The sequence below is a fragment of the Candidatus Methylomirabilota bacterium genome (assembly GCA_036005065.1).
Classification (GTDB): Bacteria; Methylomirabilota; Methylomirabilia; order Rokubacteriales; family DASRDR01; genus DASYQW01.
Genome location: DASYQW010000023.1, coordinates 1 through 15,367, shown reverse-complemented (window position 1 = coordinate 15,367; position 15,367 = coordinate 1). Strand labels below are relative to the sequence as shown.

The 15,367-nt window shown below is 70.4% G+C and carries 11 protein-coding genes; 9 read left to right on the top strand and 2 right to left on the bottom strand.

Annotation, left to right across the window (positions count from 1 at the left end; translation table 11 throughout):
• The 5 genes from VGW35_01190 to VGW35_01170 form a co-directional block, all read left to right on the top strand.
• The coding region (locus VGW35_01190) for an arginase family protein (protein ID HEV8306253.1) at positions 1 to 1,082 on the top strand (1,082 nt) is incomplete at its 5' end.
• A 6-nt stretch (positions 1,083 to 1,088) separates the two neighbouring features.
• Entirely contained in the window at positions 1,089 to 2,099 is a 1,011-nt protein-coding gene (locus VGW35_01185; GenBank protein ID HEV8306252.1) for an arginase family protein, read from the top strand.
• 24 nt (positions 2,100 to 2,123) lie between these two features.
• Positions 2,124 to 3,119, top strand: coding sequence for an agmatinase family protein (locus tag VGW35_01180; GenBank protein HEV8306251.1), 996 nt, complete (start codon positions 2,124 to 2,126; stop codon positions 3,117 to 3,119).
• Positions 3,120 to 3,140: 21 nt separating this feature from the next.
• Positions 3,141 to 4,094, top strand: a complete 954-nt coding sequence (locus VGW35_01175) for an agmatinase (protein ID HEV8306250.1) — start codon at positions 3,141 to 3,143, stop codon at positions 4,092 to 4,094.
• Positions 4,095 to 4,140: 46 nt separating this feature from the next.
• Positions 4,141 to 5,160 carry an arginase family protein gene (locus tag VGW35_01170; GenBank protein ID HEV8306249.1) on the top strand — a complete coding sequence of 340 codons (1,020 nt, stop codon included), beginning with the start codon at positions 4,141 to 4,143 and terminating at the stop codon, positions 5,158 to 5,160.
• 25 nt (positions 5,161 to 5,185) lie between these two features.
• Here VGW35_01170 and VGW35_01165 read toward each other — a convergent pair whose 3' ends face one another.
• Positions 5,186 to 5,797: an urea carboxylase-associated family protein gene (locus VGW35_01165; GenBank protein ID HEV8306248.1), complete on the bottom strand. Its 612-nt coding sequence runs from the start codon at positions 5,795 to 5,797 to the stop codon at positions 5,186 to 5,188.
• Between the two features lie 310 nt (positions 5,798 to 6,107).
• Positions 6,108 to 6,830 carry a DUF3047 domain-containing protein gene (locus VGW35_01160; GenBank protein HEV8306247.1) on the bottom strand — a complete coding sequence of 241 codons (723 nt, stop codon included), beginning with the start codon at positions 6,828 to 6,830 and terminating at the stop codon, positions 6,108 to 6,110.
• 241 nt (positions 6,831 to 7,071) lie between these two features.
• Between VGW35_01160 and VGW35_01155 the strand changes: the two genes are divergently transcribed.
• The 4 genes from VGW35_01155 to VGW35_01140 all read left to right on the top strand — a co-directional run.
• Positions 7,072 to 8,379: an outer membrane protein transport protein gene (locus VGW35_01155; protein HEV8306246.1), complete on the top strand. Its 1,308-nt coding sequence runs from the start codon at positions 7,072 to 7,074 to the stop codon at positions 8,377 to 8,379.
• 231 nt (positions 8,380 to 8,610) lie between these two features.
• Positions 8,611 to 10,905, top strand: coding sequence for a CsgG/HfaB family protein (locus tag VGW35_01150; protein ID HEV8306245.1), 2,295 nt, complete (start codon positions 8,611 to 8,613; stop codon positions 10,903 to 10,905).
• 10 nt (positions 10,906 to 10,915) lie between these two features.
• Positions 10,916 to 14,086: a CHAT domain-containing protein gene (locus VGW35_01145; GenBank protein ID HEV8306244.1), complete on the top strand. Its 3,171-nt coding sequence runs from the start codon at positions 10,916 to 10,918 to the stop codon at positions 14,084 to 14,086.
• A 344-nt stretch (positions 14,087 to 14,430) separates the two neighbouring features.
• A partial coding sequence (locus tag VGW35_01140; protein HEV8306243.1) for a hypothetical protein occupies positions 14,431 to 15,367 on the top strand: 937 nt, incomplete at its 3' end.

Sequence of the window (15,367 nt, the reverse complement as noted above, 5' to 3'; positions counted from 1 at the left end):
CTCGCCGGCCCCTCCCAGGCCGAGGCGTGCCCCGAGCGGCGGCTTCGCCGCCGGGCGACTCGGAGGAGCTGGAGGAGAGGAACGTGGACGGGCACGTCGAGACGGCTGATCAGGTTCCGTGGTACGCGGGGCGCCAGACCTTCCTGCGCGCCCCGCTGGTGGGCTTCGACGCCATCCGGCCCGGGACGACCGTGATCAGCGGCGCCCCCCACAGCCTGCGGCCGCGCTTCGGAGAGCGGGGCGGCCCCCGGGGCATCCGCGAGGGCTCCCTGGCCCTGGCCGACCGCCTGGGGAACGCGCGCGGTGAGGGGTTCGTCGACGTCTCGACCGGGACGCGGCTGTTCCTGCCGTCCGAGACCCGGCTGGTCGACGTGGGCGATCTCAACGTCTACCCGTCGGACGTGATGCGAACGACGGAGGGCATCGCCGGCGGCGTGGCGGAGGTGGTGCGACGCGGAGGCTTCTCCGTGTGCCTGGGCGGCGACCACTACGTCGGCTACCCGTCGTGCCTCGGCTACACGCGGGCCCTCGGCGAGCAAGCCCCCCACGCCAGGGTCGGCTACATCCACATCGACGGGCACCTCGACTTCGCCGACACCTCGGGGAGCTACGGCAAGTACAACAACGGCACCAACGCCCGTCGCATCTCGGAGCTTCCCGCCGTCGTGCCGAGCAGCATGGTGTTCATCGGGATCCAGGGGCCGTGCTTCCTCGAGCAGGTCGAGTCGCTGCGGCGGCTCGGCGCCACCATCTTCACGAGCGAGGACGTGGAGGTCCTGGGGCCGGCCGAGGTGGGACGCCGGGCCGGCGACCTGGCGATCAAGGGCTGCGACTCCATCTACGTGAGCTTCGACATCGACGTGATCGACGCGGGCTTCTTCGACGGCACGGGATCGGTCACCATGGGAGCCATGACGGCCCAGACGCTCTTCAGGATCCTGGAGCCGCTGGCCCGGTATCCGATCGGGTCCATGGACTTCGTCGAGACGGCTCCGTCCCTGGACCCCTCGGGCCGAAGCCCGCGGCTCGCCACCCAGGCGCTCCTGAAGATCCTGACGCCCCGGATCTTCGAGGTCGAGTAGCCGGTCATGCCGATCCGCAAGGGCCCGCTCGTCAGGACCGCCGGCATCCTGACCTTCGCCCGCGCGCCGCGGGGGTCGATCGACCGCCTCGAGGCGGGTGCGGTCGCCATCGTGGGGGTGCCTTACGAGACGGCGACCCCAGCCAAGCGGGGCCCGCTCCTGGCGCCGCGGGCCTACCGCGAGAGCTCGATCTACTACTGGGGGCACACGAACGCCGGCGGCGGCGCCCTGATCGAGATCGACAGCCGCGAGCGGGTGGACCCGAAGGTGGTCCACGGGAAACTCCGGGACCTGGGCGACCTGTCCCTGTCGCACGTGGACTGGGCCGAGACGGAGCGCCTCCTGCGGGACGCCTGCCGGCGGATCGTGGGGCAGCGGGCGGTGCCGGTGTTTCTCGGCGGCGACCACTTCATCAGCTACCCGCTCGTCCTCGGGTACCGGGACGCGGTGGTGGCGGCCGGTGGGCGCGGCGTCGGCTACATCCAGCTCTCCAGCCGGCTGGACCTGGGTGACGAGGACCCCGTGTACGGGCGGGTCTGGCGGGGCGCCACCGTCCGCCGCATCCTCGACGCCGGTGCGGTGCAGCCCCGGAATCTGGTCTGGATCGGGACGAACGGCTACGTGCGGCTTCCGGAGTGGGAGCTGGCCCGAACGCTGGACGCCCGGCTCTTCACCCCCGACGACGTGCGGCGCCGGGGCATCGAGGCGGTGGCGGCCGAGGCGGTGGAGATCGCCGGTCGGAGCTGCGACGGGATCTACGTCAGCGTGGACATGGACGTCGTCGACGGAGGGTACGTGGCGATGACGGGAATCCCGCAGTTCGACGGGCTGCGGAACGACGACGTGTGGAAGGCCATGGACGTCTTCGCCCGGGCCCCCGTCGGCGCGCTTGACCTGTGCGGGCTGAACCCCCTCGTCGAGGTGATGAGCCTGGGGAAGACCGGCCAGCGCTTCGGTGCGCACCTGGTGCTGCGCTTCGCCTACCCGAAGATCTTCGCCGCCGGACACGGCGGGTAGCCCGGGCGTTACGGAGGCCTCGACATGGAAGGGGACGGGTCGGTTCGCGGTAGGCCGGGGGCGGCGACGTTCCTGGCCGCGCCGCTGGTGGGGCTGGACCAGGTCAGGCCGGGCACGGTCGTCATCGGGGGAGCGCCGCACGACAGCACGCACACGAGCCGGTTCGGGACGCGGATGGGTCCACGGGGGATCCGCGAGGGATCGCTCGCGTTCGCGCGGAAGCTCGCCAACGCTCCCGACGACGGCCTGGTGGAAGTGGCCACCGGCGCGCGGCTCCGGCCGCATCGGGACAGCCGGCTGGTCGATGTCGGCGACTTCAACGTCTACCCGTCGGACGTGACGCGAACGACGGAGGGCATCGCCGGCGGGGTGTACGAGGTGGTCCGGCGGGGCGGGTTCTCGGTCTGTCTGGGCGGCGACCACTACGTGGGCTACCCCTCGTGCCTCGGGTACTGCCGGGCCGTCCAGGAGGTGCGGCCGAGGGCGCGGGTCGGCTACATCCACATCGACGGCCACCTGGACTTCGGTGACGAGGTGGCCGCCTGGGGAAAGTACAACCACGGGACCAACGCGCGCCGGATCTCCGAGATCGAGATCGTAAGCCCGGCCAACATGGTGTGGATCGGCATCCAGGGCTGGGTGTCGGAAGAGCAAGTCCGCACGATCGAGCGGAACGGAGCCCGGGTGTTCACGGCGCTCGACGTCCACGCCCGGGGCCCGGCGGAGGTCGCGCGCCAGGCCGGCGAGCGGGCCAGCGCCGGCTGCGAGTACATCTACCTGTCGGTCGACATCGACTTCATCGACACCGGCTTCTTCCCGGCCACGGGGTCGGTGGTCAACGACGCCATCACGCCGGGCATGCTCCTCGAGATCCTCCGGGTCCTGTCCCGGTACCCGGTGGGAGCCATGGACTTCGTGGAGGTCTCGCCCCGGATCGATCCGACCGGCCGATCCGTGATCATGTCCACCGAGCTCCTGCTCGGCATGCTCGGCCCCCGGCTCTTCCAGGTCGAACTCTAGCTCCGGAGAGGAGAGCACGCGATGGCTGTGACGCTCAAGCCGGTACCCTCGGGCCGCGCGACGTTCCTGGACGCGCCGCGCTGCGAGGACTTGGACCGCCTGGACGCCCACCTCGCCGTCATCGGCGTCCCGTACGGGATGGCCTCCTACACCCTGAACCGATCGGCCATCTGCAGCACCGCGCCCCAGACCATTCGCGAGCAGTCCCTGCGCTACGCGGCGTCGTACCGGACCCACTACGACTTCGACTTCGACGGCGATCTCCTGGCCGGCCGTCAGGTCAAGATCGTCGACTGCGGCGACGTCCCCGACCTGCTCGGGCGGTTCGACGAGAGCCAGCGCGTCGCCACCGCCGCGATCGCGACGATCGTGAGCCAGGGGGCGATCCCGCTCGTGCTGGGAGGCGAGCACTCGATCCCGATCCCCGTCCTGCGGGGGTATCAGGGGCACGGCCCGATCTTCGTGGCCCACGTCGACGCCCACCTCGACTGGCGGGACGACATCGAGGGGATCCGGGAAGGCCTCAGCAGTCCGCTGCGCCGGGCCTCCGAGATGCCGTGGGTCAAGGGGATGGCGCAGATCGGGCTGCGCGGGTTCGGCAGCGCGCGGAAGGCGGAGGTCGACGCGGCCCGGGCCTACGGGAGCATCCTGGTGGGGGCGGAGGAGCTGCACCGAGTAGGGATCGAGGAGGTCCTCAAGCGGATCCCCGACGGCGAGCGCTACTACCTCACCATCGACGCCGACGGGCTCGACCCGACGATCGCCCCCGGCGTGGCCGGCCCGGCCCCGGGAGGCGTCACATACTACGAGGTCACCAACCTGATCAAGGGGCTCGCCCGGAAGGGGCGGGTCGTCGGGTACGACTTCGTGGAGGTGGTCCCGAGCCTCGACGTCGGGAACATGACGAGCCTGCTCGCGGCCCGGCTCATCCTGAACCTGATCGGCGCGCTGGCCCACGCCGGTCAGATCGGCTAACGGTCCGTCCGCTGCGGCCGTCCCGGCCCGGCAGGGAGGCGAGAACATGTCATACGCACACCCCCACCCCGAGCGCGCTCACGTCCACTATCCCTTCGTCGGCATCCCCACCTTCCTCCGGTCGGCCCTGTGCACCGACCTCGACAAGCTCGACGCCGACGTCGCGATCATGGGCGCGCCGACCGACGAGGGCTCGCCCTACCTGCCCGGCTCGCGCTTCGGCCCCCGGGGCATCCGCGAGCACTCGATGCGGTTCGGCACCCGGGGCCCCGGTGTCTACGACCCGCAGACCCGGCGCCTCTACCTGGAGCCCGAGATGGCCCAGGGCCGGATCGCCGACGCGGGCGATGCCGCCGTGCTCCCCACCAACATCGTCGACACCTTCCACAACATCACCGCGCTCACCCGGGCGCTGCTCGACCGGGGCGCGCTCCCGGTGGTCCTGGGAGGCGACCACGCCATCAGCTTCCCGGTGGTCCGGGCCTTCTCCGAGCCGCTCCACGTCGTCCACTTCGACGCCCACCTCGACTACGCGCCGTTCATCCACGGCCTCGAGATGACCAACGGTCACGCCTTCCGGCACATCACGAAGATGCCCCACGTTCGGAGCCTCACCCAGATCGGCATCCGGAGCCTCCGGAACACGCGGGAGACGATGGAGGATTCCCTGCGGGACGGCAACCGGGTCCTCACCATGCAGGAGTTCCAGGACGTGACCTGGCGGGGAGTGGTGGAAGCCCTCCCGAAGGGCGCCAAGGTCTACGTGAGCATCGACGTCGACGTGCTGGACATGCCGCTGGTGCCCGGCTGCGTCTCGGCGGAGCCCAACGGGATGAGCTACGCGCAGCTCCGCGACACCTTCACGGCGCTGGCCGAGCACACGGAGGTCGTCGGCTTCGACCTGGTCGAGGTCAACCCCCTCCTCGACGTGCCGACCGGGATCACGTCTTACCTGGCCGCTCACGCGGTGATCGAGTTTCTCGGACGGATCTGCGACCAGCCACGGTGGAAGGCGGCCCGCGACGCGCGCGCGGCCAAGCGCGCCGCCGTGGCCAGACAGTCCTGACGACCGGCCTCCTTACTCTCGCTGACTACTCGTCGTAGACCTCGAAGAGGATCTCCGTGCGTTCCGTGGTTGCGGCGGGATTCAGATCGAAGGGACAGGCCGACCCGACGGCCAGGAGGGGACGCAGAGCCCGGAACAACACGTAATCGCCGGGCTTGGCGAGAGACTCTCCATACTGGAGGGCGCCCTTTTCATCCGCGGGCGTATTCTGGAAGAGGTTCAGCGGGTCGGGGAATACCGGAGGATGCACCGAGAACGTCGCGATGGCCTCCAGAGCGTTCATCTTGCAACTGCGGTGATCGGGAGCCGCTCCGAGCTCCAGGTACCGAAGGGGATCGCAGGCAGCCACGAGCATGTCGTGGACCCCCAGCGTGTCCTCCTCCAGCAGGAGGATCGGTTGGCGCTTGTTGTTGTGGAGAGGCTTACCGACCTGGATCTTGAGGTGCCGCAGGGAGGAGCGGGTATAGCTCATCGACAGGAATTCCGTGGGGTCGGTCGGATTGAACGCCCAGAAGTCGCAGATCTGCTTGCCCTTGACGGCGATGACCTTGAGGCGCTGACCCTCCCGTAACATCACCGCCCCGCCGTGGCGGGCCGGGATGAGCACCTCGGTCGCTGGCTGGCGGGATTTCGTCATCTCTGGTTCCTCTCTCCCCGAGCGACGATTCGGATGCGAGCCTGAACCCAGGGAGCCCGACGGGCGAGACAGCTCGCCATGCTACTACACCCGAGCGCCCCGGGAAACGGCCGGATCGGTCGCTGGAAAGCACCGCGGTCCACGGGCCCCGGTGCCTCCCGTCGCCACCGGGGAGTGGCGACGAGCGTGTCCGACTGACCCGGCGCCGGCCACCGAGCGCGTGGTGCATCGAGGTGCTCCGAGCGGCGGCTTCGCCGCCGCCACGACGGGGGGGCATCGGGGGGGTCTTCCGAGACCCCCCCGAAATGACCTAGCCGCGCGGACTGGCCTCGAGGGCGGCGCTGGCCGCCGTTCCGGCCGGGCAGATGCGAAAGGCGCCGTAGTCGCCGACGGCTCGGCTCTTGGTGTCGTCGGCGTCCGTCAGAAGAGCGATGCCGCGGGGCTGCTTCGGCGCCTCCCCGAAGAGGCGCTCGTAGTCCGCGGCCACGTTGACCGCCTCCCCGACCCAGCCGGCGCCCTTCGGCGCCCCCGCCCGCAGCACGAGCATGCGCGTCAGGCCCTTCGAGGCCGAGGCGGTGGCGCGCGCCGGCGCCGCCAGGCTCCAGACATACTTCACGGCCTTCACCGTCACCGGGGTGTGGGGGAACACGGCGTAGACGCCGAGCACGCTGTCGTTCTTGCCGCTTTCGCGTTCGTCGGCCCCGGTGGGGAACACCTGCGGCCGCCACTTCCAGGCGAGGACGGGATGCGCCTTGAGGTCCCAGTCGAACTCCTTGCCGATCTGAAGTCCCGTGCCCTCCGCGGTGGCCCGGACGAAGCGTACCCCGCCTTCTTCGAGGACCTTGTAGATGTCGCGGGCCCGCTCCTCCCTGGGCTTCCAGTCCTCGGGGAACTGGCCGATCGCGTTCTTCGCGAAGTCGGCGACGACCCGGCAGTCGGCGGCGCCGGCCGGGCGCCCCCCGCTTCCCGCCAGCGCCAGGTTGGCGAGCAGACCGGCCCCGGCCGCTCGGGCGAGCTTCGACCAGCGACGCATCCGGTGCTCCCTTCTCCCTCCAGCGGTCCCGGCGAGCAAGACCAGTGCCACGCGAGGGGGGCCGCCAGCCGGCAGGATTACGGGACGTCCGCGCCCCGGCTGTCGGGGGGCCGTCGGATCTGGCCGACACCGGATGACAGTGGGTCCACCGTTGACACTGCCGCCCTCCTCGGTATAAATGGGCTCGGTCCGCGCGCCCGGCCGCCGCCACCCCGTGGTCCATCGCGAAGGGAGGGCTGAGATGGTCCGACCCAAATGGGCGTTGCTCGTCCTCGTGCTCCTCGCCGCGTCCGGCATCCCCGCCCTGGGGGAGGCGATCTCGAACGACGAGACGTTCGGTGGGTTCCAGTTCAACCTCAACAACCCGGGCGCCCGGGCCCTCGGGATGGGGGGGGCCTTCACCGGCGTGGCCGACGACGCCACCGCGGTGGTGAGCAACCCCGCCGGGCTCGTCATCCTGCAGCGGCCCGAGGCGGCCGCCGAGCTGAAGCTCACCAGGTTCACCAACACCATCGAGAACTTCTCGAACACCCCCGCCGAGGGCCGGCAGGGGATCTTCCACAGCCGGGACTTCGACGACACGGTGTTCACGCCGTCCTTCTTCAGCTTCGTGTATCCGACCGATCGCCTGGTCATCGCGGCCTTCGTCCGCGAGCTGGTCAACTACGAGAGCAACTTCGAGACGGAAGGCGTGTTCCTTCCCAACGGGAGTCGGCTCTTCCCCGTTCGGTCCGAGCTGAGCATCACCGCCCTGAACTTCGGCGGGGGCGTGGGGGTCAACCTGGCCAGGGTCCACCCGCTGCTGCCGAACCTCGGCGCCAGCCTCGAGATCTCGCATGGGGTGGTGAACTCGAAGCTCCAGCGCTTCGGCCTGGGCGGAGCGCGTTTCTTTCTGCCGCCGGACTTCGCGTCCTCCAACGTCCGGGCCACGAGCACCGTGGAAGCGACCGACCTCGGCTACGGGTACAACGTGGGGGCGCTGTGGAAGCCGGTGCGCGATCTCGGGATCGGGGTCGTGTACCGGCGAGGACCGCGGTTCGACATGCAGCAGCGCCTCGAGAGCGGGCCGGCGAGCTTGCCGGCTTCTCCCCAACTCTTCGACTTCACGCTGAAGGTTCCCGACGTCTACGGGGCCGGCGTCTCCTACCGGCTCTTCGATCGCCTGACGCTCGCGCTCGACGTCGTCCGGATCCAGTACTCCCAGCTCCTGAAGAACTTCCAGATCGTCTTCGCGCAGGGAACGGACCGCCCCGGCGATTTCAAGCTCGACGACGCGACCGAGATCCACCTGGGCGCCGAGTACGTCTTCTTCGTGCGGGAGATGCCCTTCGCCGCCCGGGGCGGCTTCTATACCGACCCCGATCACAAGATCCGCTACACCGGCACCGCCAACCCCGCTTCGCGGGCGATCTTTTCGGGAGGGAAGGACCGGTACCACGTGACCGCCGGCGTCGGGGTGGTGCCCGTCCCCGGCTTCCAGCTCGACTTCGCCGGCAACTGGTCCGAGAGCGTGAAGGAGCTGGTGATGTCGACGGTCTTTCGCTTCTAGGTCGTTTCGGGGGGGTCTCGGAAGACCCCCCCGAGACCCCCCCGTCGTGGCGGATGCTCTGCCGCCGCTCGGAGCACTCCTCGATGCATCACGCGCTCGGTGGTCGGCCCCGGGTTACTCCGACAGGTTTCTAGGCCGGAGGAGGGAGCCCCTGCGAATTTGACTTGGCCGGCCGCGCGCCGTAGAGTACCGCCCACCAGGCCGAGCTCGTCCCTGGAGGAAGGGGGTCGATTGGCCAGGATCGGCCCGACCCGCGGCGTCGTTCTCGCAGCCCTCAGCCTGCTGCTCGCCTCCTGCGCCACTCCCCCCTCCCCCGGCGCCGGGCAGGCCCGGGAGGCCTATCTCCGCGGCCTGGACCTCCTGCAGGCCCAGCAGTGGGACGCGGCGGTGCGGGCCTTCGACGAGGCCATCCAGGCCGACCCGCGTGAGAGTCGGACCACCCGCCTGTACGGGATGCGCTACGGGTACTTTCCGCATCGCGACAAGGGCATCGCCCTCTATCGGCTGGAGCGGTGGGACGCGGCGATCCAGGCGCTCGAAGAGTCGTCCCGCCAGGGTCAGTCCGAGGAGGCCGCCCGCGTGCTGGCGGCCGCCCGCCGCCGGGAGCCGTCGGTGGAGCTCGGGCGGATCTTCGCCGGAACGTGGTGGGACTACTACGAGCGGGGACTCCTCTTCAGCGAACGCGGGCTCTGGAACCAGGCCATCCAGGACTTCACCGCCGCTCAACGGACGCGGAGCGACGAGGATCGCTTCGCGCGGACCTACGGGGTCCACTTCATCGAGTACTTCCCGCTCCGCGAGCTGGGGGTGGCGCTCTATTTCACCGGCCAGTACCCCGGCTCCGTCCAGGCCCTGGAGCGCTCCCTGGCCAGGGTCCCCACGGCCAAGGCCGCCTACTATCTGAATCTGGCCCGGGCCGCCTTGCTCCGGCAGTCGCGCGTGGACCCCGAGCCCCCGCGGATCCGGATCGAGGCCCCTGCCGATGGCCTCCTGACCAACGTCCCCACCCTCGAGGTCCGGGGCACGGCCGACTCCCGGAACTTCGTGACGGACCTCCAGATCAACGGCCAGCCTGTCCTCCTCGAAGCCGCGGTCACGAGCTTTCCATTCGTCGAGACCGTGTCACTCGGGCCGGGCTCGAACGCGATCGAGGTGGTGGTGCGGGATCTCGTGGCCCGGGAGGCTAAGGCCAGGGTGCACGTCGTCCTCGACCAGGAGGGTCCGGTGGTCGAGATCGAGCGGCTCGCCCGGACGACCGTCGGCGGCCGCCGGCTGGAAGGGATCGTTTACGACAATGTGCGTCTGGGCACTCTGACTGTCAACGGGCGGCCCATCACGATCGGCGGGGGCGTCGAGAGCCCGTTCGCCGTCGATCTCGCCGCCGGCAGCGACACGCTCCTCTTCGAGGCCGCCGATGCCGCCGGCAACCTGACGCGGGCCCGGCTGCGGCTTCCGTCGGAGCTGTGGCAGCCGGGGGCCCGGCGGCCGTCGCCGGTGGTGCCGGCGGCCTGGCCGGAGGACCCGGTCCCGGCCCAACTGCGGGAGCCGGTGGCGATCACGGTGGACGAGGACCTGCCGGCGGAGGTCCAGGAGGAGCGGATCAAGCTGAGCTGGGTTGTCCAGAGCCTGCTGCCGCTGGCCGCGGTGAAGATCAACGGGGAGGCCAAGACGTTCCGGCAGGCCGAGGGAGGCCGGCCCAGAATCTTCAGCCATACCTTCGCCCTGGCGGAGGGGGAGAACACCTTCACCATCACCGCAGTCGATCGTACCGGTCGGGACGTGTCGAGGACGGTGAAGATCGTCCGGAAGGTCGAGGAGCCGAACCAGATCGGCCGGCGTCTCAGCGTGGCCGTGCTCCCCTTGCAGTACAAGGGGCGGGCCTCCGACCTCTATCAGGGCGCCTACGACGCGCTCGAGAACGCGCTGGTGAACCAGCGCCGCTTCCAGATCGTGAGTCGGGTGCAGCTGGAAGCCATCCTGAAGGAGCTGAAGTTCAGCCGCACCGAGCTCGTGGATCGCGCGAAGGCCGTGGAGGTGGGACGGATCGCCAACGCCGAGGCGATCCTGGTGGGAACGGTCAACGTGACCGATCGCGACGTCGAGGTGTGGGCGCAGCTGATCAACGTGGAGACCTCGACGGTGCTGGCGCACCAGGACATCTACGACCCTGTGAAGTCGCCGGAGAGCTTCCGGCAGAAGATCCGGGACCTGGCCGAGAAGATTCGGCAGAACTATCCGCTCGTCCACGGGATCGTCATCGCGGTCCGGAACCAGCGGCTGGCCGTCGATCTGGGCGCCCAGAAGCGGGTGCGGCCCGACATGAAGGTGATCGTGTACATGGAGGGCGCTCCGATCGTCCACCCCCAGACCAAGGTCGTGCTGGGCCGGAGCACCGACACGCTCGGCGAGGGCCTGCTGAGCGAGGTGACGCCGCAGTTCTCGTTCGCCGTCATCAAGGGGACGGTGCTGGGCTTGATCGAGCGCCACCTCGCGCAGCGGCGAGAGCTCAAGGTGATCACGAAGTGAGGACATGGCCATGACCGACCCCGAGCCGCCGCCCACCGACGGAACGCGGGGGGAGGTGTGGGACTACCTCCGGCGACGCAGCGAGCTGGACCAGGAGATCCAGTCGAAGTTCGCCCGGCCGGTGACCGTGATGTTCACCGACATCCAGGGCTCGACGACGGTCTTCGACATGCGGGGCGACATCGAAGGGGTCACCATGCTCCAGCGCCACAACGACCGCGTCTTTCCGGCCATCGCGGCGGCCGGCGGACGGATCGTCAAGCAGCTGGGCGACGGCCTCATGGTGACGTTCCCGGCCGCCGCCCACGCGGTGCGGTCGGCCATGGAGATCCAGCGGGCGCTGGCCACCTTCAACGAGGGCCGCCCCGAGCGCGAGCAGATCCACCTGCGGATCGGCATCAACACCGGGGTCGGCATCGTGGAGGAGCACGACGTCTTCGGCGACGTCGTCAACGCGGCCGCCCGTGTCCAGGGGCTCGCCCATCCGGACCAGGTCCTGGTGACCGAGGCCGTCCAGGCCGAGGCCATTCCCGAGCTGGGCACCGCGCTGTTCCGGCCCCTCGGCGCCTCCGCGCTCAAGGGGAAGCTGGCCAACGTGATGCTGTACGAGGTCGCGTGGGCGCCGGAGCAGGGCGCGGTGCGCGCCCCGGTCCGCGGCGAGCCCGAGGGCCGGCGCAAGGTCTTCGTCCTCGAGCTCTCCCGGCACCTCGACCGGTTGAAGGTGTCCAGCTACGAGCAGCGGGAGGGCGAGGAGGAGACGCTCCGGACGTACGAGGAGCTCGAGTGGGATGAGGCGGCGGTCAGCGAGCCCGTCGAGCGCATCGGGGCGATCCTGGAGGCGGGGGACCTGGAAGGGCGGATCGCCAGACGGGACCTGGACGAGCTCGTCCGGCTCGGCCAGCTCCTCTACGGGCTGCTCCTGCCGCCGCAGACCCGTGAGCGGCTCGGCCAGAGCAAGGCCGACGAGCTCCGGCTGGTGATCGACGACCAGCTGGTGCAGATCCCCTGGGAGCTCGCGCACACCGGGCAGGACTTCCTCTGCCTGCTCTTCGGCATCGGGCGCGTGGTCAGCACGCCGCAGACGGTGGCCGTCGCCGAGCCACGCGAGCCCCAGAGCCCGCTCCGGGTGGCCGTGGTGGCCGACCCCCGCGGCGACCTCCCCGAGGCCCGCCGGGAAGGGACCCAGCTCGCGGCCCAGCTGAACAGCCGCGCCGAGTTCCGGGTCGTGCTCCCCGGGCAGGCGGCCACGCGCCAGGAGTTCCTGACGCACTTCGGCACCTGCGACGTCCTGCACTTCGCCGGTCACGCCGACTACGAGGCGCTGAAGCCCGCCGACAGCAACTTCGTCCTGGCCGACGGTCGCCTCCCGGCCGCCGAGCTGATCGGGCTCGCCCAGGGGGCGCCGGCCCCCCGGCTCATCTTCCTGAACGCGTGCCAGTCCGGCCAGACGCCGCGCTGGCGGGGGGCGGCCCTGGAAACCCGCGTCTTCGGGCTCGCCAACGCCGTGCTCCTCACCGGCGTCAAGCACTACATCGGCAGCCTCCGGACGCTGCAGGACCGGCACAGCTTGCACTACGCGCTGGAGTTCTATCGCCAGCTCGGGCGCGGCGAGTCGGTCGGGGTGGCGGTCCGGGAGGCGCGGCGCGCGCTCGCCAAGCGGCTGGGAAAGACCTCGCTGATCTGGGCGAGCTACGTCCTCTACGGCGACCCGGTCTCGCGCTACGTCCCGCGGACGGAGGCGCCGCCGCGGGTCTCGGCGGCCCGCCGCACGCGACTGGTGCTGGCGGCCGGCGCGGCCGGGCTGGCGGTGCTCGGCCTCGGGCTCTTCTTCGTCGGGTTCCCGACCGGCCGCGCGCCATCGCTCCTGGAAACGGGCTACCGGAAGCTGGAGGCGGGCCAGCTCGAGGAGGCGGCCCGGGACTTTCAAGCGGCGGTCGGCGTCCGTCCGGCGGCCGCCTATGCCGGCCTGGCGACGGTCGCCCTCCGCCAGAACGACCTGACCAAGGCCGGGAGCCTGTGCGTCGATGCCCTCCGCCTGGACGCCAAGCAGGTGGGCTGCCTCCTGATCCAGGGCGATCTCCACCTGGTCGAGGGCGACGCGCCGCGCGCGCGCGCGGCGTACGAGGCGGCGCTGGCGCTCCCCGACATCACGCCGGCCCAGCAGGCGATCGCCCACAATCGGCTGGGGCGGCTCTTCGCCGAAGGGGGGCAGCCCGAGCAGGCGGTCGCCGCCTACACGAAGGCCCACGAGCTCGACGCCCGCAACTGGGAGAGCCTGAGCAACCTGGGGGCGCTGCTCCGGCGCCAGGGGCGGCACGCCGAAGCCATCGCCGCTCTGGAGAAGGCGGCCGCTCTCCGGCCCGATGACCCGCTGATCCAGACGTTCCTCAAGGAGAGCCGCGAGGCGGAGGCGGTGGCGCAGGACCGGCAGCGCCAGCAGCGGATCGACACGCTCGTCGACGATCTGGTCCGCCGTTACCGCCGCGGGGACGTGGTCCGGTCCCCCGCCGCCCGCGACGACTGGACCTCGCGGCCGCGGACGCTCTCCCTCCTCGGCCTGGAAAGCCGGGGACGCGTGCCGTTCCGGGAAGGGGAGCCCGAGTTCTTCCTGGCGCGCCTCGGGCAGGTGCTCGAAGCCGACGCGCGCGTCCGCCTGGTGGAGCGGAATGTCGTCGACAAGCTCCTGGGCGAGCTCAAGCTCGGGACCTCCGCCCTGGCCGATCCGGGCACCGCGCTTCGACTCGGGCGTCTGCTGGCCGCCCACCTGATCTCGGTCGGGAGCATCGCCGGCGCCGGCCCGGAGTGGCAGCTCACGCTGCGTGTCATCGAGACCGAGACCTCCACCGTCACCGCCTCGGTGGCCCAGAGCTTCCCCATCGGCCAGTCGACGCGCGAGGCGGCCGAGCTGGTGGGTCGAGAGCTCGGCGGGAAGCTCAACCGCGCCTACCCCGTCCGCGCTCGGGTCGTGGCCGCGACCCAGGGCGAGGTGACCCTCAATGTCGGGGCCGCCGAGGGCGCCGCCCCCGGCCTCCGGCTGCAGCTTCTCCGGGAGGGCGCCCAGGGGCGCGAGGTCGTCGGCGAGGTCGAGGTGGTGGAGGTCGGCGACGGCCGCTCCCGGGCGAAGATCCTGACGGCCCAGGCCCCGGTGGTGACGGGGCTCAAGGTCCTCCAGTCGCCCTGAACGGCGAGGCCTCGACCTCGCGGCTCCTCCGAAAAGAAGGGACGACCGGCGGCCGCCGTAACTCATAAGCCAGGGTTAACCTCCGAGGATCGCTTGACAATCTAAGAGTTTCCCCCTACAGTCAGGGTCCGCAAGCGGTAGGCATGGGAACGAGGACCACGCGAGGTCGCCTTGCTCGACTGACTCTCCTGGTTCTCGCGTGCCTCGCGGCGGTCGACGGATCGAGCCGCTCGCAGGCCTCGCCAAGCTCCCTGGCGGTTCCTGGATCGCCGACGTCCCTCACCGGGTGGTTCCACGTTATCTGGGGAGATCCGCCACCTGGCTCGGGCGCCGACGCGGTCTCGGTGCCGGTGCTCATCGACGACCAGGGCTCCTTCACGGAACTGCTGGTGGACGATGACGTGCTGAGGCCGTTCGACGGACTCCTGGCCCTCGATCGCCGGCGTGTGACCATCACGGGGGAGTTCCTCACCGTCCCCTACGACCCGGCTCGCGGTCCCCTCCTTCCCCGGGTCCGCGTTCATTCGATCCAGATGGAACCGGCCGAGGGCGGTCTGGCCGATCTCACGGTCGCCGGCTCGCAGCCCTGGGTCAGCATCCTGTGCCGCTTCGGAGACGCCCCCGCCATCACCCCGCAGCCGAAGAGCTACTTTGAAGCGCTGCTGCTGGGCAACTCGTATCCGGGGCTGGACCACTATTGGCGGGAGGCGTCCTACGGGGCCGTCAATCTAGTCGGGAGCGCGGTCGTGGGGTGGTTCGATCTCCCCCAGCCGCGGTCGTACTACGTCTACGACCGCGACGGGGATGGTCGCGAGGACATGGACTTCGGAAGAGCGGCGGAGGATTGCACCGGCGTGGCCGATGCCCAGGTGTTCTTCCCGGCGTTCTCTGGGATCAACCTGATGTTCAACGAGGACCTCAACGGCTTCGCCTACGGGGGCCGTTGGACGCTGACGCGGGATGGTGAGACCAAGCAGTACGCCGTAACGTGGATGCCGACTTGGGGATACGGAAACCAGGGTGCCCTGGCCCACGAGATGGGACACGGTTTCGGCCTGCCGCATTCCTCCGGCCCGTACTCGGCGACGTACGACTCACGGTGGGACGTAATGAGCTACGCCTACGCCGACTGCTCGCCTCCGGTGCCAACTTACGGGTGCGTAGGCACCCACACCATCTCGTTTCACAAGGACCGCCTGGGCTGGATTCCGCCGTCCCGCAAATACGTGGCGATCCCGGGCCGGACCGATACCATCTCCCTCGAGCGCCTCGCCCAACCCT

Bases quoted from the DNA above. Each gene is read 5' to 3' on its own strand.
- VGW35_01185 (HEV8306252.1), top strand. From the start codon at position 1,089: ATGCCGATCCGCAAGGGCCCGCTCGTCAGGACCGCCGGCATCCTGACC.
- VGW35_01180 (HEV8306251.1), top strand. From the start codon at position 2,124: ATGGAAGGGGACGGGTCGGTTCGCGGTAGGCCGGGGGCGGCGACGTTC.
- VGW35_01175 (HEV8306250.1), top strand. From the start codon at position 3,141: ATGGCTGTGACGCTCAAGCCGGTACCCTCGGGCCGCGCGACGTTCCTG.
- VGW35_01170 (HEV8306249.1), top strand. From the start codon at position 4,141: ATGTCATACGCACACCCCCACCCCGAGCGCGCTCACGTCCACTATCCC.
- VGW35_01165 (HEV8306248.1), bottom strand. From the start codon at position 5,797: ATGACGAAATCCCGCCAGCCAGCGACCGAGGTGCTCATCCCGGCCCGC.
- VGW35_01160 (HEV8306247.1), bottom strand. From the start codon at position 6,830: ATGCGTCGCTGGTCGAAGCTCGCCCGAGCGGCCGGGGCCGGTCTGCTC.
- VGW35_01155 (HEV8306246.1), top strand. From the start codon at position 7,072: ATGGTCCGACCCAAATGGGCGTTGCTCGTCCTCGTGCTCCTCGCCGCG.
- VGW35_01145 (HEV8306244.1), top strand. From the start codon at position 10,916: ATGACCGACCCCGAGCCGCCGCCCACCGACGGAACGCGGGGGGAGGTG.